This is a genomic window from Stenotrophomonas sp. (assembly GCF_032056425.1).
In the GTDB taxonomy this organism is placed as follows: Bacteria; Pseudomonadota; Gammaproteobacteria; order Xanthomonadales; family Xanthomonadaceae; genus Stenotrophomonas.
In genome coordinates this window covers 37,503-54,029 of record NZ_DAMBCN010000020.1, presented here as the reverse complement: position 1 = coordinate 54,029, position 16,527 = coordinate 37,503, and the positions used below count along the sequence as shown (strand labels likewise).

The 16,527-nt window shown below is 66.3% G+C and carries 13 protein-coding genes; 4 read left to right on the top strand and 9 right to left on the bottom strand.

Going from position 1 to position 16,527, the window contains the following annotated elements; all coding sequences use genetic code 11:
- Positions 1-4: 4 nt before the first annotated feature.
- On the bottom strand, positions 5-1,159 hold the full coding sequence (locus tag RTY46_RS13800) for an acyl-CoA desaturase (RefSeq protein ID WP_108756379.1): 1,155 nt from the start codon (positions 1,157-1,159) through the stop codon (positions 5-7).
- 12 nt (positions 1,160-1,171) lie between these two features.
- Positions 1,172-2,242, bottom strand: coding sequence for a ferredoxin reductase (locus RTY46_RS13795; RefSeq protein ID WP_312709026.1), 1,071 nt, complete (start codon positions 2,240-2,242; stop codon positions 1,172-1,174).
- Positions 2,243-2,334: 92 nt separating this feature from the next.
- Between RTY46_RS13795 and fabR the strand changes: the two genes are divergently transcribed.
- Positions 2,335-2,994 (top strand): HTH-type transcriptional repressor FabR, encoded by a 660-nt coding sequence (gene fabR, locus RTY46_RS13790; RefSeq protein ID WP_108753290.1) that lies wholly within the window; start codon positions 2,335-2,337, stop codon positions 2,992-2,994.
- A gap of 345 nt (positions 2,995-3,339) precedes the next feature.
- Here the strand turns inward: fabR and mntR are convergent, their stop codons facing one another.
- Positions 3,340-3,801, bottom strand: a complete 462-nt coding sequence (mntR, locus tag RTY46_RS13785; RefSeq protein ID WP_312709025.1) for a manganese-binding transcriptional regulator MntR — start codon at positions 3,799-3,801, stop codon at positions 3,340-3,342.
- A gap of 116 nt (positions 3,802-3,917) precedes the next feature.
- Between mntR and RTY46_RS13780 the strand changes: the two genes are divergently transcribed.
- On the top strand, positions 3,918-5,249 hold the full coding sequence (locus RTY46_RS13780; protein WP_312709024.1) for an Nramp family divalent metal transporter: 1,332 nt from the start codon (positions 3,918-3,920) through the stop codon (positions 5,247-5,249).
- Between the two features lie 99 nt (positions 5,250-5,348).
- On the opposite strand, the gene RTY46_RS13775 is transcribed toward RTY46_RS13780, so the two are convergent.
- From RTY46_RS13775 to RTY46_RS13760, 4 genes are all read right to left on the bottom strand, one after another.
- Positions 5,349-5,675: a thioredoxin family protein gene (locus tag RTY46_RS13775; protein WP_312709023.1), complete on the bottom strand. Its 327-nt coding sequence runs from the start codon at positions 5,673-5,675 to the stop codon at positions 5,349-5,351.
- On the bottom strand, positions 5,647-6,126 hold the full coding sequence (locus RTY46_RS13770; protein ID WP_312709074.1) for a flavodoxin: 480 nt from the start codon (positions 6,124-6,126) through the stop codon (positions 5,647-5,649). Before RTY46_RS13770 ends, RTY46_RS13775 begins: the two co-directional genes overlap by 29 nt.
- Before the next feature lie 13 nt (positions 6,127-6,139).
- Entirely contained in the window at positions 6,140-7,180 is a 1,041-nt protein-coding gene (locus tag RTY46_RS13765; RefSeq protein WP_312709022.1) for a ribonucleotide-diphosphate reductase subunit beta, read from the bottom strand.
- Positions 7,181-7,288: 108 nt separating this feature from the next.
- Entirely contained in the window at positions 7,289-9,652 is a 2,364-nt protein-coding gene (locus tag RTY46_RS13760; protein WP_312709020.1) for a ribonucleoside-diphosphate reductase subunit alpha, read from the bottom strand.
- A gap of 428 nt (positions 9,653-10,080) precedes the next feature.
- On the opposite strand from RTY46_RS13760, the gene RTY46_RS13755 reads away from it, so the two are divergent.
- Positions 10,081-11,058: a zinc-binding dehydrogenase gene (locus RTY46_RS13755; RefSeq protein ID WP_312709017.1), complete on the top strand. Its 978-nt coding sequence runs from the start codon at positions 10,081-10,083 to the stop codon at positions 11,056-11,058.
- Positions 11,059-11,235: 177 nt separating this feature from the next.
- Here RTY46_RS13755 and betT read toward each other — a convergent pair whose 3' ends face one another.
- Together betT and RTY46_RS13745 are read right to left on the bottom strand one after the other, a co-directional pair.
- The gene (betT, locus tag RTY46_RS13750) at positions 11,236-13,215 is read right to left on the bottom strand and encodes a choline BCCT transporter BetT (RefSeq protein WP_312709015.1); all 1,980 of its coding nucleotides are present in this window, start codon (positions 13,213-13,215) and stop codon (positions 11,236-11,238) included.
- Positions 13,216-13,395: 180 nt separating this feature from the next.
- The gene (locus tag RTY46_RS13745) at positions 13,396-14,316 is read right to left on the bottom strand and encodes a M14 family metallocarboxypeptidase (RefSeq protein ID WP_312709014.1); all 921 of its coding nucleotides are present in this window, start codon (positions 14,314-14,316) and stop codon (positions 13,396-13,398) included.
- A gap of 130 nt (positions 14,317-14,446) precedes the next feature.
- On the opposite strand from RTY46_RS13745, the gene RTY46_RS13740 reads away from it, so the two are divergent.
- Complete coding sequence (locus RTY46_RS13740; protein WP_312709012.1) at positions 14,447-16,525, top strand: TonB-dependent siderophore receptor; 2,079 nt, start codon at positions 14,447-14,449, stop codon at positions 16,523-16,525.
- Positions 16,526-16,527: the final 2 nt, after the last annotated feature.

Below are 16,527 nucleotides of genomic sequence, written 5' to 3'. Positions count from 1 at the left end.
GCGATCAGCCCGCGTTGGCCGGCGCCGGGCTGGGCGGCGACAGGATGTCGGCCAGCGGCAGGCGGCGCGGCTTGCTGGGGAAGGCATGGCGCAGGATGCGCCAGACCACCTGGCCGAACTGGCGCGGCAGCGAGCCGTTGTTGTAGTGCTGGCCGTAGCGGCGGCAGATGTCCTTCACTTCCTTGGCAATGGTCGCGTAGCGGTTGGCCGGCAGATCGGGATAGAAGTGGTGCTCGATCTGGTGGCTCAGGTTGCCCGACAGCACGTTGATGATGAAACCACCGCTGATGTTGGACGAGCCGCGCAGCTGGCGCAGGTACCAGTGGCCGCGCGATTCATTGCGCAGGCATTCCTTGGGGAAGGTTTCCGATTCGGCGGTGAAATGGCCGCAGAAGATGATGACGTAGGTCCAGATGTTGCGCAGGCCGTTGGCCACCAGGTTGCCCAGCATCACCGGCAGGAAGAACGGGCCGGCCAGCAGCGGGAAGAATACGTAGTCCTTCAGCACCTGGCGCAGCATCTTGCGCGCCACCGGGCGGGTCTGCAGCCACATGGCGCGGCTGCTGATGCGGCCCTTGAACCAACGGCCCAGGCGCAGGTCCTGCGCGGCCACGCCCCACTGGAACAGCAGCGCGAAGATCGGCGCGATGATCGGCTGCAGCAGGTAGAACGGCTTCCAGCGCTGTTCCGGGAAGATGCGCAGCAGGCCGTAGCCGATGTCATCGTCCATGCCGCGCACATTGGTGTAGGTGTGGTGGCGGAAATTGTGGGTCTTGCGCCAGTTGTCACCGGTGGCGACGATGTCCCATTCGTAGGTGTTGCCGTTGAGCTTGGGGTCGCCGGTCCAGTCGTACTGGCCGTGCATCACGTTGTGGCCCAGCTCCATGTTTTCCAGGATCTTGGCCAGCGCCAGCAGCAGCGTGCCGGCGATGCAGGCCGGCCACAGCAGCGGCGCCCAGAACAGCGGCGAGAACGCGCCCAGGAACAGCAGGCCACGACCGAGCACGCCGGACCAGCGCACGGCAGCAGCCACGCGGCGGATGTAGCGGGTGTCGGACGCGCCCAGGCTGCCGATCACACGGTCGCGGATCGCGTCGAGTTCCCTGCCGAAGGCATCCATTTCCACGGGGCTCAGGGCACGGTCAGTAGCGCGGGTCATGGCAACGGTTCCTCAGAGATCCAAAGTCAGGTCGGTGGTCGGCGCACTCACGCAGATCCGTACCGGTGCGGCCGGGCCAGACTGGGTTTCGCCGGTGCGCAGGTGGCGGGTGCCGCCACTGACGCCTTCGCAGGTGCAGGTATTGCAGATGCCCATGCGGCAGCCGTGCTTGGGCTTGATGCCCTGCGCTTCCAGGCTTTCCAGCAGCGAGCGGTTGCGCGGTACTTTCAGCTGGCGGCCACTGCGGGCCAGGGTCAGGGCCACTTCGCCTTCGCTGTCGGCACCGGTGATCGGCGCCGGCGGGGTGAAGGCCTCGGCCTGGAAGCCGGCCACCTGGTGGGCCAGGCGCGCACGCGCGGCGGCGACGAAACCGTCCGGGCCGCAGGCCAGTACATGGCGCTGGGCCAGCGGGGTGTCATCGCCGGGCACCATCAAGGTGTGGCGATCGATGCGCGCAGCCGGAGCCTCACCCTCGCGGGTAGTCAGCAGGTGCACGCGCAGGTTCGGGGTTGCCGCGGCCAGCGCCAGCAGTTCGTCACGGAACTGCTGGGCTGCAGCGGTACGTTCCCAGTAGAACAGGTCCACCGGTGCCGCCAGCGGGCGCTGGCAGGCCTCGCGCAGCAGGCTGCGCATGGGGGTGATGCCGCTGCCGGCGGCCAGCAGCAGCACCGGCGCCGCGGCAGGCATGTGGAAATCACCGAAGGCGGCGTCCAGGCGGAACAGATCGCCCGGCCGCGCGTGCTGCAGCAGATGCTGGCTGACCACGCCGCCTTCCACGCCCTTGACCGTAATGGCCAGCTCGCGGCGCCCGATCACGGTCGGGCTGTAGCTGCGGCGCAGGATGCGCCCGCCCAGCTCCACGCCAAGGGTGACGTGCTGGCCGGCGCGCATGCCCTTCCAGTGCCGGTTGCAGCGCAGCACCAGGGTCGTGGCGCCCTCCCCGGCCGGTTCACGCCGGACCAGGCGGGCCAGCGGCTCGCGCAGGGTCCACAGCGGATTCAGCTGGCCGGCCCAGAAATCGAACAGCGACGGCGACAGCCAGCGATACGGGGAGAACAGGGACGGACGGATGACAGCGCTCATGGGGCCACTATACGGGCGCACATACACCTGTGTATACATGTGTATATTGAACCGGATTGGGTATGATTCAGCCTTGTTCCTACGGAAGTCCCATGGCCGCTGCCACCGCCCTGACGCCGCCCGAAGATGCCAACAGCCCGGCCCGCCGCACGGTGAGCCGCGAAGATCTATTGGCCGCCGCGCTGAAACTGATTGGCCCGCACCGCAGCCTGTCCACGCTCAGCCTGCGCGAAGTGGCACGCGAAGCCGGCATTGCGCCCAACAGCTTCTACCGCCAGTTCCGCGACATGGACGAACTGGCCGTGGCGCTGATCGACGTGGCCGGGCGCTCGCTGCGCACCATCATCGGTGAGGCGCGCCAGCGCGCCACCTCCAGCGCGACCAGCGTGGTACGGGTGTCGGTGGAAACGTTCATGGAACAGCTGCGCGCCGACGACAAGCTGCTGCACGTGCTGCTGCGCGAGGGCGCAGTGGGGTCGGACGATTTCAAGCACGCGGTGGAACGCGAGCTGCACTACTTCGAAGAAGAGCTGCAGCACGACCTGGTACGCCTGGCCGCGCTGGACGGCGCCAAGCTGTACAAGCCGGAACTGGTGGCCACCGCCATCACCCGGTTGGTGTTCGCCATGGGCGCCACCGCCATGGACCTGCCGCCGGAAAAAGACCCCGAACTGATCGAACAGATTTCCACGATGATCCGCATGATCATCGTCGGCGCCCGCAGCCCGGCCGCATTCCGCCGCGGCCGGTAAGTGTCGGGGTCGGCCGGCGGCCAGTAGGTCCACGCCATGCGTGGATGAAATCTGTCAGATATCGAATGAATTCATCCACGCATGGCGTGGATCTACTGTGTCGACCAAGGTCGACACCCGCCATAGCAGAGCACAGTTCCCACAGGTCGCAGAAAACTGTCGAAGGCGGGGTGGGTCCGGTTGAGGGGGCGTGAGCCGCATGGATGCGGCGACCGAGCTTACATGGATGTACTTGCAGCGTCCCCCTCAACCGGACCCACCCCGCCATCCCACGGAATGCCGGCTTTTGAGGTTGCTGTTGACGTTGATTCGGCAGGTGCAGGGCTGCAAGCCCTGCCACAGACCTCACCCCTCGGTCTTGCGCACGAACGCTTCGAACAGTGCCAGGGTCTGTTCGCTTACATGGTGTTCGATGCCCTCGGCATCGCGCCGTGCAGTATCCGGGTCTACACCCAGCGCCAGCAGGAAACGCTCCACGGTCTGGTGGCGCTGGCGGCTGGCGTGGGCCAGGGCCTCACCTTCCGGAGTCAGGAACACGCCACGGTACGGCCGCTGTACTACCCAGCCATCGCGGGCCAGACGACGCAGCATCTTGGCCACGGTGGGCTGGGCCACGCCCAGGCGGGTGGCGATGTCGACCTGGCGGGCTTCACCGCCATCGGCCAACAGGTCGGAAATCAATTCGACATAGTCTTCCACCAGCTCCATCCGGTGCGCCTCGCGCACCTGGCGGAAGCTCTCGACCTGGCGCTCGGCCTCGATCAAGGGAGTGGCTTTTGCCGTTGTCGGATCGTCCTTCCTGCGCACGCGTCTGCCCACCCTTCCAGTCATGCCTGTATTCGAAGCTGAATTCTGGACCAGTGACACGGCAAAGACGATTGTTTCACATTGCTATTCGATATAGCAGTGGCTATATTGCGCCCATGAGCACCGTCGCGCAAACCGACTCCCCGGCCGCCCCTGCGGCCAGCCTGGGCGCGCTCAACGCGTCGGTGGCCGTGCCCGACAAGGGCCATTGGTGGTTCCGCCTGCTGGCCTTCATCGGCCCCGGCTACATGGTGTCGGTCGGTTACATGGACCCGGGCAACTGGGCCACCGACCTGGCCGGCGGCTCGCGCTTCGGCTACCTGCTGCTGTCGGTCATCCTGATCTCCAACCTGATGGCGGTCATCCTGCAGGCGCTGTCAGCGCGGTTGGGCATCGCCACCGGCATGGACCTGGCCCAGGCCTGCCGCGCGCGTTACCCCAAGCCGGTGAACCTGGCACTGTGGGCGCTGTGCGAGGCGGCGATCATCGCCTGCGACCTGGCCGAGGTGATCGGCACCGCCATCGCTCTGAAGCTGCTGTTCGATCTGCCGCTGCTGTGGGGTGCGGTGATCACCGCGGTGGACACGCTGCTGGTGCTGCTGTTGATGAATCGTGGCTTCCGCGCCCTGGAAGCCTTCGTCATCGCCCTGCTGATGATCATCTTCGGCTGCTTCCTGGTGCAGATCGCACTGGCCGCGCCCCCGGTAATGGAGGTACTCGGCGGCTTCATTCCGCGCGCGCAGGTGGTGACCGATCCGCACGCGCTGTACATCGCCATCGGCATCATCGGCGCCACGGTGATGCCGCACAACCTCTATCTGCATTCGTCCATCGTGCAGACCCGTGCTTATCCACGCACCGATGAGGGGCGCCGCAGTGCGCTGCGCTGGGCGGTGACCGACAGCACCATCGCGCTGACCCTGGCGTTGTTCATCAACGCCAGCATCCTGATCCTGGCCGCGGCGGTGTTCCATGCCAACGGCCGCCTGGATGTGGAAGACATCGAACAGGCCCACCAGCTGCTGGCACCGATGCTGGGCGTGGGCCTGGCATCGACCCTGTTCGCCGTGGCCCTGCTTGCCTCGGGGCTGAATTCCACGGTGACCGCCACCCTGGCCGGGCAGATCGTGATGGAAGGCTTCCTGCGCCTGCGCCTGCCGCCTTGGCTGCGGCGGCTGATCACCCGACTGCTGGCGATCATTCCGGTGGTGGTGGTGATCGTGCTGTTTGGCGACCAGGGCGCGGTGAAACTGCTGGTGTTGAGCCAGGTGGTGCTGTCGATGCAGCTGCCGTTCGCGATCATCCCGCTGGTGCGGCTGGTGACCGACAAGGCCACGATGGGCGCGCTGGTGGCGCCGCGCTGGCTGGGCAGCACCGCGTGGGTGATTGCGCTGCTGATCGTGGGCTTGAACGTGAAGCTGCTGCTGGACACCTTCGCCGGCGGGTGATGCCCCTGTAGAGTCGAGCCATGCTCGACTCATGGGCCATCGCGCGAAAGGCAGTCGAGCATGGCTCGACTCTACAAAAGCGGGGCGCCCATTTCGGGGTTACAGATGCTGTGCGATCGCCGCTTCAATCTGCTGCGGTGACTGGAAACCGGCCAACCGTGCCTGCTCGTCACCGTCACGGAACAAGCACAGCGTGGGCGTCTGCCGCAGGCCCAACTGGCGGAAGAACGCTTCGCCCACCGCTTCCAGCTGCACCCGCAACAGGGTGGTGCCCTGCCCGGCCGCGCTGGTGGCCACCCGATGCAGCGACATGTCCAGCATGCGGCACCCCGGGCACTGGTCCTTGTGGAAATCCACCAGCACCCGCGGGTGCTCGGCCAGCAGCTGCTGGAACTGCTCAGGCGTGGTGGCGTCGATGATCTGCATCGTGGTTGCTCCAGTAATGGGCCAGGACCGCATCGGTCCAAGCGTCGATGGCCGCGGCATCGCGTGCGCCGTGCGGCATCTGTTCGATCTCCAGCGGCGGGTAGCCGCTGTTGAAGTAGCGGATCAGCCGGTGCACGGCGCCGCAGTAGTACTCCTGCCCCCACTGCGTTTCGCCGGTCCCGAACACCGCCAGCTGTCGCGGGTACTGGCCGCGCTGGGCGATACCGGCCACCCAGGCCTTCATCTCCGCGGGCGTGCGCCCGGCGTTGTCGGTCCAGCTGCCCAGCAGCACCAGGTCGGCCTCATCGGCGGCCAGTGGGGCGGCAGAACGCAGGTCATCAGCTTCCTGCCAATGCACCGCATGCCCGGCCGCCTGGCAACGCGCGCGGATGTAGCGACCCAGCTCGCGGGTATTGCCGCTCAGCGACGCCACCACCAGCAGGATGCGCAGCGCCACACCCGTCTCACAGATCGTCGAAACCGTTGTCGACGTTGGTCTTCTTGTAACTTGCATTGCGCATCTCAAAGAAGTCGGTCTTGGTTTCGGTGAAGTTGTCCGCGTAGGCCTTGATCCAGGGCATCACGTTGTCGGTGGTATCGCTGTACAGCCGTTCGATGCCCAGCATGCCGGCCATCTTATTGGCCCGGTACTTCACGTAGCGCACCATTTCGTCCACGTCGATGCCGTCGATGCCATCAAGCACCTCGCTGGACCATTGGGTTTCCAGCTCGATGGCGTGCTGGAAGGCGCCATGCACGTAGTCGCTCAGCTGCTGGGTCTGCAGTTCCGGGTTCTCGCCGATGATGGCGCGGATCAATTCGCTGATGAATTTGGTGTGGGCCAGTTCGTCGCGGTTGATGAAGCTGATGATCTTGCCGGTGCCGTTCATCCGGTTCTGCCGCACCATGTTGTAGAAGTACGCGAACCCGGAATAGAAGTTGATGCCCTCCAGGATTGACGACTGGATGAGGGATTTCAGCAGGGTCTCGGCGGTCTTCTCGCGCATGAAATCGTCATACGCACCCATGATCGGTGCGTTGCGCTTGATGATGGTCGGGTGGGTACGGGCGATCTCGAAGATGCGGTTCTGGTTGGGCAGATCGGTGATCGAGGCCAGCACGTAGCTGTAGCTCTCGTTGTGGATCACTTCCTGCTGGCCGATGATGGCCGCATTGGCATGCGCGGCCGGGTCGGTGATGTACTCGGCCACGTTGTAGATGAAGCGCGTCTGCGGGGAATCCAGCGTGGCCAGCAGGCCGATGATCGAGTCGTAGGCGTTCTTCTCGCGCCCGGACAGTTCGCCGTACTGGCGCGCGTCCAGCTTCATGTCCACCTCGTCGGGAATCCAGAAGTTGGTGGAGAGCTCCTTGTAGGCGCGATAGAACGACGGGTACGGAATGTCGTTCCAGTTCAGGATGCCGCTGGTGCGCCCGTTGATGATGCCGGTGCTGCGGTTGGGGTGGCGGGGTTCGAGGATCTTGATGCGGTCGAGCGGGGTTGCCATGGTCGTTCCTGCAGAAGTAGCGCCGGGCCATGCCCGGCGGAATGTGCGATGGCCGCGCGATGCGCTCGCCGGGCGTGGCCGGGCGCTACCGCGGCTGAAGCCCGCCGGTCAGCTGGAGCACCACTCGCATTCGCTCACGTCGATGTCGTTGGAGCGCACGTAGTAGGTGGTCTTCAGGCCCAGGCGCCAGGCGCTCAGGTGCAGGTCCAGCAGGGTGCTGGCGCGGATGCTGCTGGGCACGTACAGGTTGAAGCTGATGGCCTGGTCCACATGGCGCTGGCGGCGCGCGTTCTGCCGCACGCTGGCGAACTGGTCGACCTTGTAGGCGCCCTTTTCGTAGTACGGCCAGGTGTCCAGTGACAGCCCCGGCGCGGCCACCGGTCGGCGGAAGTCCTTCTTCTCTTCGTAGTAAAACGCGCTGTAGATCGGGTCGATCGACGCGGTGGAGCCGGCAATCTGCGCGGTGCTCATGTTCGGCGCAACGGCCAGCAGCCAGCCGTTGCGCAGGCCCTGCGTAGCCACGGTCTGGGCCAGCGCATCCCAGCCTTCGCCGGCGTACTGGCGGTCACGGAAGTAGCGACCGGTCTGCCAGTCGCTGCCGGCGAACATCGGGTAGCTGCCCTTCTCCTGCGCCAGCGCGGCGCTGGCCTGGATGGTGAGGAAGTTGATGCGCTCGAACAGGCTGTCCGACAGCGCCTCGGCCTGCGGCGATTCCCAGTGCACGCCCTGCTGGGCCAGCAGGTGGTGCCAGCCGAAGGTGCCCAGGCCGATTGCCCGGTACTTGCGGTTGGTGATGGTGGCCTGCGGCACCGGCAGGGCATTGAGATCGATCACGTTGTCCAGCATGCGCACCTGGATCGGAATCAATCGCTCCAGCACGTCACTGGCCAGCAGATCATCCGGCGCAGTGATCGCCCTGCCCAGGTTGATGGAGGACAGGTTGCAGACCACGAAATCCCCTGCCCTGCGCGTGGTCACGATCTGGTCACCGCTGACGATCTCCTGGATCATCCGGGTGGGGCTCATGTTCTGCAGTATCTCGGTGCACAGGTTGCTGGAATAGACCATGCCCGCGTGTTTGTTGGGATTCTTCCGGTTCACCTCATCGCGGTAGAACAGGAACGGGTTGCCGGTCTCCAGCTGGCTGAGCATGATGCGCTTGAACAGATCGATGGCCTTGACCGTGCGCCGGCTGATGCGTTCGTCGGCCACCAGTTCGGCATAATGGTCGCGGAAGCTGCCCTGCCCGCGCTGCTCGTCGTAGAAATCCTGCAGGTACCAGCCCTTGGCCTGCTTCACTTCGTGCGGGTCGAACAGGTACCAGTCGGCGCGGCGCTCCACCGCTTCCATGAACAGATCCGGCACGCACACGGCGGTGAACACGTCGTGCGCGCGCAGGCGCTGGTCGCCATTGTTCAGGCGCAGGTCCAGGAAGGCTTCGATATCGCGATGCCAGATATCCAGGTAGACCGCCACCGCGCCCTTGCGCTGGCCGAGCTGGTCCACCGACACGGCGGTGTTGTTGAGCTGCTTGATCCACGGCACCACGCCGCCGGAGGAGTTGGGCACGCCCCGGATCGGCGCGCCGCTGCTGCGCACGTAGCCCAGGTACGCACCGACGCCGCCGCCATGCTTGGACACACGGGCGATATCGGTGTTGGAGTCATAGATGCCCTGCAGGCTGTCATCCACCGTATCGATGAAGCAGCTGGAGAGCTGGCCGCCGACCTTGCCGGCGTTGGCCAGGGTGGGCGTGGCCACGGTCATGTACAGGTTCGACAGCGCCCAGTAGGCCTCGCCTACCAGCTGCATGCGCCGCTCGCGTGGCTTTTCATCCTGCATCAGGTACAGGGCGATGGTCAGCCAGCGCTCCTGCGGCAGTTCATACACCTCTCGCGTGCGGTCGGTGGCGAGATAGCGCGTGGCAAGCAGATACAGGCCGTTGTAAGCGAACAGGCGGTCGCGCTCCGGATCGATCATCTGCCCGGCCTGCTGCAGTTCTTCCTTCGAATAGCAGCGCAGCACATCGTTGCTGTACACGCCGCGGTCGGCCAGGCTCTCCTGCAGGCCGACGAAGGACCCGTACTTCAGCGCTACATCGTAGAAACGGTTGCGGCTGGCGCGCTTGTACAGGCGGCGAAGGTACAGGCGTGCGGCGAACTGCTCCCATTCCGGTGCGGTCAAGTCCACGCGCGATTCCGCCTCGCGGATCAGCAGGTCGACCAGATCGTCTGCGCTGATGCTGGGCTTGCGCTCGACCATGGCCTGGACCACGCGCCGGTAGTCGGCCACGTCCAGATGCGGGAACTCGGCGTGGATGCTGTCGATGCTGCGCTGCAGGCGCTCGGCATCGAACGGCAGGCGGCGATTGCCGGCTTCCTTGCTGATCCAAGTCGGTACGCGCTCGCCGCCTGCAAGCAAGGCTTCGCCGGCGCCGGCCAGATCGGCCGTGCGGTAGGTTGTGTCGTTCATGGTGGTGCGTCTCCAGGCCGGCACGCATGCAACGTGCAGCGCCATGGCGGCCCAGCACGCGATACCGGCGTACGGGGCTGTCGGTTGGGGATGCCCATGCGCGGGAACACCAGATCGTCGGCATGTGCCTGCGCCTGCGGCCGGTATCCGGACCGTGGGGACGACCTGGGTCCGCACGAAGGCGGCCGCGTCGACACGGCAAGCCATCAGGGACGGGCCGCGGGACGTGTGTTGCATCGTCCGGCGGCGGCGGCTGACCGGGAGTGACGGCCACAACATAGTGGGGATATTGCCGATCGTCAACACAAGATGCGGTAATCACATCGCGTCGCGACGAATGGTCGCAGGATACGGTGTTGCACCTGTCAACGCTTGTTGCACCAGACGTTGGCCCCACATCAGATTCCTCTTTCCACAGGACCTTCCCCATGCGCGCAGCCCTGCACTCTTCCTTCGGCGATCCGGCCTCAGTACTGGCCGCCGGTGACACCGACCTGCCGGTTCCCGGCCCCGGCGAGGTGCGCATCCGCACCGTGCTGGCGCCGATCCACAACCACGATCTGTGGACCGTGCGCGGGCAGTACGGCTACAAGCCGACGCTGCCGGCCATTGGTGGCAGCGAAGGGCTGGGCACCATCGACGCGCTGGGTGACGGCGTACAAGGCCTGCAGATCGGCCAGCGCGTGGCCGCCGCGTCGGTGCACGGCACCTGGTCCGAAGCGTTCATCGCCCCGGCGCGCATGGTCATTCCGATGCCCGAGGCCATCGCCGATGAAACCGCCGCGCAGTTGATCGCCATGCCGTTGAGTGCGCTGATGCTGCTGGAGTACCTGCAGGTGGAGCCGGGCCAGTGGATCGTGCAGAACACCGCCAATGGCGCGGTGGGCAAGACCCTGGCAATGCTGGCCGCCGCGCGCGGCATTCCGGTGGTGAACCTGGTGCGACGCGATGCCGGCGTGCAGGAGATGGCCGCGCTGGGCATCGCCCATGTGTTCTCCACCGCCAGCGATGGTTGGAAGGATGCCGTGCGCGCGGTGCTGGGCGAAGCCGGTGCCACTGCCGCGGTCGATTCGGTGGGTGGCACGGCGGCTGGCGACCTGGTGGGCCTGCTCGGCGACGGCGGCACCCTGGTGTCGTTCGGTTCGATGACCGGCGAACCGATGCAGATTTCGTCAGGCGATGTGATCTTCAAGCAGGCCACGGTGAAGGGCTTCTGGGGCAGCAAGGTCAGCCAGGCGATGGCGGTGGAAGACAAGCGCCGGCTGGTGGGCGAACTGCTGCAGCGCGCGGCCAGCGGCGAACTGAAGCTGCCGGTGGAAGGTGTCTTCGCGCTGGAGGACGTAGCCGCCGCGGTTGACGCCAGCGGCAAACCCGGCAGAGTGGGCAAGGTGTTGCTGCGCCCCTGACCCAAGGTAGCGCCGGGCCATGCCCGGCGTTCGCGCATCACCGGTAACGCCGGGCCGCGAGGAGCGCGGTAGAGTCGAGCTTGCTCGACTGCCTTTGCCAAAAACAGTCGAGCAAGCTCGACTCTACCAGGCATCATGCACACCGGTAGCGCCGGGCCATGCCCGGCGCGCCCTCCATCACCGGCTCAGATGCAGGAACTGCAGGTGCCGTTCGTACTGGCTGATGATGTCGTTGATGATCTGCTTGCGGCTGTATCCCACCAGGTCGTAATCCTGGCTGCCTTCAAACAGATGCACTTCGGCGCGGTAATAGCGCTGGTTGCGCAGCTGCTGCGCGGCGAACGATGGCGTCAGGTAGCCGCTGAGAATCACCCGATACAGGAAATCCTGCTGCTCGCCGTGATTGACCGACAACTCCATGTCGCCGGCCTCGAAGCGCGTGCTGACCTCCCAGCCCTGCCCGCTCAACTGTTCGGCCACCGCTTCCATCGCCGGCTTCACCGTGTCATCCATGAAGCGATACACCTGGTCGCGTACCGGGAAATGCATGGCCTGGCTCAGGCGCTGACGCCAGCCCTGGTGGTGGCGGTCATCGCCAATCAACGGCGACGGCCGGAACTGCTGCGCCCGCTCGCGGTGTGATTCGTCACTGAAAGCGCGGGTCAGCCCCCACATCATCAACAACAGCACGGCCGAGAACGGCAACGAGGCCAGCACCACCGCAGACTTCAACGCGTCGATGCTGCCGGCCAGCAGCAGGCCGGCGGTCAGCACCGCGATCACCGTGCCCCAGAACACGCGCAACCAGCGCGGACCGTCGTCTTCCGGCGCGCCACCATGCGAAGACAGCGTGGACAACACCACCGCACCGGAATCAGCCGAGGTCACGAAGAAGATGAAGCTGACCAGCACGGTCACTGCGATCACCACGCGGCTCCACGGGTAGCCGTCCAGCAGCGCGTACAGCACCGTGGGCGGATCGTCCACGGCCAGCTGCGCCAGTTGCTGCTGGCCGTGGTGCAGCACCTGGTCCAGCGCACTGTTGCCGAAGATCGACAACCACGCCAGGGTGAACCCCAGCGGGATCAACAGCACACCGAACACGAACTCACGGATGGTGCGCCCGCGCGAGATGCGTGCGATGAACAGGCCCACAAACGGCGCCCAGCCGATCCACCAGGCCCAATAGAACACCGTCCAGCCGCCCAGCCATTCCGGCCGCCCGCCGTAGGCATAGACATCGAAACTCTTGCCGACCACGCTGCCCAGGTAGTCGCCCAGGTTCTGCATCAGCGTGCTCAGCAGGTACTGCGTGGGGCCGGCGCACAGCATGAACAGCACCAGGGCGATGGCCAGCAGCATGTTGATGTTGGCCATCCAGCGCACGCCCTTTTCCACCCCGGACACGGCCACCACCACCGCCGCACCCATCATCGCCACCACCAGCAGGATCTGCACCAGGTTGGAATGCGGCACGTTGAACAGATGGGTCAGGCCGGCGTTGAGGTGCAGCACGCCAAAGCCCATGTCGGCACCGATGCCGAACACAGTGGCGACGATACCCAGCGCATCCACGGTGTAGCCGATGGGGCCGTTGATGCGCTTGCCGATGAGCGGGTACAGCGCCGAGCGCAGCGCCAGCGGCAGGTTGTGCCGGTAAGCGAAATAGGCCATCGCCATCGCCGCCAGGGCGAACACGCCCCAGCCATGCAGGCCCCAATGCAGGAACAGCAGCTGCATGGCCTGGCGCGCACCGGCCTCGCCGGCGGCGGCCTTGCCCTGCGGCGGCTGCAGGTAGTGGGTCAGCGGTTCGGAGACGCAGAAGAAGAACAGGGTGATGCTGATGCCGGCGGCGAACAGCATGCCGGCCCAGGACAGATAACTGAACTCGGGTTCGTCATGGTCGGCGCCCAGCTTGATGCCGCCATAGCGGGACAGCGCCACCCCGACCACGAACACCAGATACAGGGTCATGGCCAGCAGGTAGTACCACCCCACATTCAGTGCGGCCCAGTCCTGGGCCTTTACCAGCAGGCGGCCGGCGCCCAGCGGGAACAGGCTGACAAACAGCGCGAACGCCACGACAACGATCGCCGCGAAGGCGAACACAGGCCGCAGGGTGCGCACCGGGGAAGGTTGCGGCTCCAGTGCTTCCATGGGGCGGCGGTCTCCGGTCGATCAAAGAATGAGCCGGCCGAGTCTGGCTGAACCGCAGTGGACGCCACATGAAGTGCCCCCGCGCGATGACAGCGGGGGGACAGGCCGGCCGTGCTATCGCGCGCGCGGCTCAGCCCATCTGCCAGTAGATCCACGCCACGCGTGGATGACCACCCCGCATCAACGATGCGCCAGCGCGTACTCCAGCGCCGAACACACCGCCGCCACCTGCGCGTCGTTGCACTGCTGCGGCGTGGCGCGTGGGCTGTCGGGGTAGACCTCGGTGGTGGTGGTGTACGTCGCCCCGGTGATGCCCGCGCACAGGCCCAGCTTCACCAGCGGGTACTCGATCACCCCGTGCGCCACCACCGGCGAACCGATGATCTCGCCCTTGTCGTCGGCCGGGGCGATGTGGGTCACCTGCTCCACCGCGGCGATCACCGCCTGCTGGAACGCCGGCTGCGGGTTCTCGCTGTCATCGACCAGGTAGAAACCATCGGGAATCAGGCCCGGCTCGAACGGCTTGCCATCGCGCGCGGCCAGCGCCGGGCGGAACTCGCTCTCGTCGCTGTCGGTGGTTTCGTGCAGGTCGATGTGCAGCGCAAACTGGCCCTTGTACGGGGCGATCAGCTCGATCAGCGCGGTCGATTCGCGGGCCGGACCGTCGGCGCGGAAGTTGCGGTTCGGGTCAATCGCATCATGGTTCCAGCGGTTGATGCGCTCGTAGCCCCACGGGTTCACGCACGGGGCCACCAGCACATTGGCCTGGCCGGCGTAGCGCGCGGACTGCTGTTCCAGAAACTCCAGCGCGCCCATCACCCCGCTGGTTTCGTAGCCGTGCACGCCGCCGGTGACCAGCACGGCCGGCAGCGCCGGGTTCCAGTCGCGGCTGCGCAGGGCGTACAGGGTGTAGGTCTCGCCGGCGAAGTCCAGCTGGCCATAGGCCACCTTGTCGAAGCGGTCGGCCAGGGCCTCGATGCGCGGCAGCACGTCCTGGTCGTAGCGGCGCAGGCGCTGCTGGCGCGCCTGCCACTGCGCACGCTCGGCCGGGCCCCACGGCTGGCCAGGGGTTCCGACGGGGTAGAAGGCGGCGTTGGACATGCAATTCTCGCGGTATCAGGAAGCAGCCCAGCACTTTAGCACCGGGGCCACGGCACTGAACCGCGGGCGATTCCCTTCCTGCAACCAATCAGCAATCATTCTCATTTACCACCCTTCCTGACCTGCCCCGATGCCTACCCCTACCCTGCGCCCCGGCGCGCGCCTGCCGCTGGCCGCCGCCCTTGCCCTGTGCCTGACTGCCACCGCCCAGGCGCAGGACAGCGCCACCACCCTGGACAGCATCCAGGTCTCTGGCAGCTGGCTGGGCACCGGCCTGCACGACAGCGTCAAGCGCTTCGCCGGCGCCCGCACCGTGGTCGACCGGCAGAGCATCGACGCCAGCGGCGCGGCCAGCATCGGCGATGCCATGCGCCGCATTCCCGGCGTGCAGGTGACCGACAATTCCGGCACCGCCGGCAGTTCGATATCGCTGAACATCGGCGTGCGCGGCCTGACTGGCCGTTACTCGCCGCGCTCCACCGTGCTGCTGGACGGCGTACCGCTGGCGGTGGCGCCGTACGGCCAACCGCAGCTCTCCTTTGCCCCGGCCAGCCTGTCCAACATCGAAGCGATCGACGTGGTGCGTGGCGGCGGCGCGGTGCGCTACGGGCCGCAGAACGTGGGCGGCATCATCAACTTCAGCACCCGCGCCATTCCCACCGAAGCCGGCCTGCACGGCGAGGCCGGGGTGCGCTACAGCGCCAACGACCACGGCGGCGGTGACAGCACCCAGTACAACGCCTTCCTGGGCGGCACCGCAGACAACGGGCTGGGCATGGCCCTGCTGTATTCCGGCCAGGATGGCCGTGGCTGGCGCCAGGGCAGCGACGACCGTTTCGACGATCTGGCGCTGAAGTTCGCCTATGCGCTGGACGCGCGCCAGCAGCTGCGCGCGAAGCTGTCGTACTACAACGTGCGCTCGCTCACCCCCGGTGGCCTGACCCGCGCCCAGTACGAAGCCGACCCGTTCCAGAACACCCGCCCGACCGATTTCTGGAAGGGCCACCGCGCCGGCATCGACCTGGGCTACACCAATACGCTGTCCGACAGCAGCGAGTTCGAAGTGCTGGCGTACTACAACGAAAGCAACCGCGCCAGCGCGCTCATCAACGCCGCCAACACGCAGATCACCGTGCAGCCGCGCGACTACCGCGTGCTGGGCATCGAGCCGCGCTACACCCAGCGCCTGCACTGGGGCAGCACCGTGCATGACGTCACCGCCGGCTACCGCTTCCTGCGCGAGCGTGGCAACGATCGCAGTTACACCATCACCCGCCGCACCGGCGCGGAAAGTGCCACCACCCGCTTCAACAACGCCACCGACGCGCATTCGTTCTACATCGACGACCGCATCGCCGTGGGCCAGTGGCGCATCACCCCGGGCGTGCGCATGGAGTGGATCGACATGGACCGCCGCCAGGCCAGTGGCACCGCCACCTTCAGCAGCCGCAACGACAAGGCGCTGCCGTCGCTGAACATCGCCTACCTGCTGACCCCGCAGCTGACCGTGTTCGGCAACTACACCACCTCCTTCGGGCCGGTGCAGAACATCCAGCTGAACTCGCAGACCGCCAGCAACCCGCTGAACCCGGAAGTGGCCAAGACCACCGAACTGGGTGCGCGCTGGCAGGATGGCGCGCTGCGCGCGGAAGTGACCGTGTTCAAGATGCGCTTCGACAACCAGATCCTGCAGGTACCGGGCATCACCCCGGCCACCTTCCAGAACATCGGCGCCACCGACCACAAGGGCGTGGAAAGCGCGCTGGCCTACCAGTTCGCCGAGGACAGCGCACTGGCCGGCCTGGAGCTGTACGCGAACTACACCTGGACCAAGGCGATCCAGCAGTCCGGCGACAACCACGGCCTGGACGTGCCGTTCTATTCGCGCGACACCGACAGCGTGGGCGCCCGCTACGCGCTGGCAAGCTGGACCTTCAACCTGTCCAGCACCCACCAGAGCGGCCAGTTCTCCGACGCCGCCAACACCTGGGCCGAGAGCGCCGATGCGCGTGTGGGCCGTGTGCCCGGTGTGCGTCTGTGGAACGCGCAGGTGGCCTGGCAGGTGCCGGGGCTGGGCGAAAGCGAGATTGCACTGGGCGTGAACAACCTGGCCGACAAGCGCTGGTACACCCGCAACGTTGACGGCAATGCCGGGCGCATGGTGGCCGCACCGCGCACGTTCTATGTGCAGGGCCGTTACCGCTTCTGATC

Coding starts and splice junctions, on each gene's coding strand:
- RTY46_RS13745 (WP_312709014.1), bottom strand. CDS start 14,316: ATGTCCAACGCCGCCTTCTACCCCGTCGGAACCCCTGGCCAGCCGTGG.
- RTY46_RS13760 (WP_312709020.1), bottom strand. CDS start 9,652: ATGAACGACACAACCTACCGCACGGCCGATCTGGCCGGCGCCGGCGAA.
- RTY46_RS13755 (WP_312709017.1), top strand. CDS start 10,081: ATGCGCGCAGCCCTGCACTCTTCCTTCGGCGATCCGGCCTCAGTACTG.
- RTY46_RS13765 (WP_312709022.1), bottom strand. CDS start 7,180: ATGGCAACCCCGCTCGACCGCATCAAGATCCTCGAACCCCGCCACCCC.
- RTY46_RS13740 (WP_312709012.1), top strand. CDS start 14,447: ATGCCTACCCCTACCCTGCGCCCCGGCGCGCGCCTGCCGCTGGCCGCC.
- RTY46_RS13795 (WP_312709026.1), bottom strand. CDS start 2,242: ATGAGCGCTGTCATCCGTCCGTCCCTGTTCTCCCCGTATCGCTGGCTG.
- RTY46_RS13780 (WP_312709024.1), top strand. CDS start 3,918: ATGAGCACCGTCGCGCAAACCGACTCCCCGGCCGCCCCTGCGGCCAGC.
- fabR (WP_108753290.1), top strand. CDS start 2,335: ATGGCCGCTGCCACCGCCCTGACGCCGCCCGAAGATGCCAACAGCCCG.
- RTY46_RS13800 (WP_108756379.1), bottom strand. CDS start 1,159: ATGACCCGCGCTACTGACCGTGCCCTGAGCCCCGTGGAAATGGATGCC.
- betT (WP_312709015.1), bottom strand. CDS start 13,215: ATGGAAGCACTGGAGCCGCAACCTTCCCCGGTGCGCACCCTGCGGCCT.
- RTY46_RS13775 (WP_312709023.1), bottom strand. CDS start 5,675: ATGCAGATCATCGACGCCACCACGCCTGAGCAGTTCCAGCAGCTGCTG.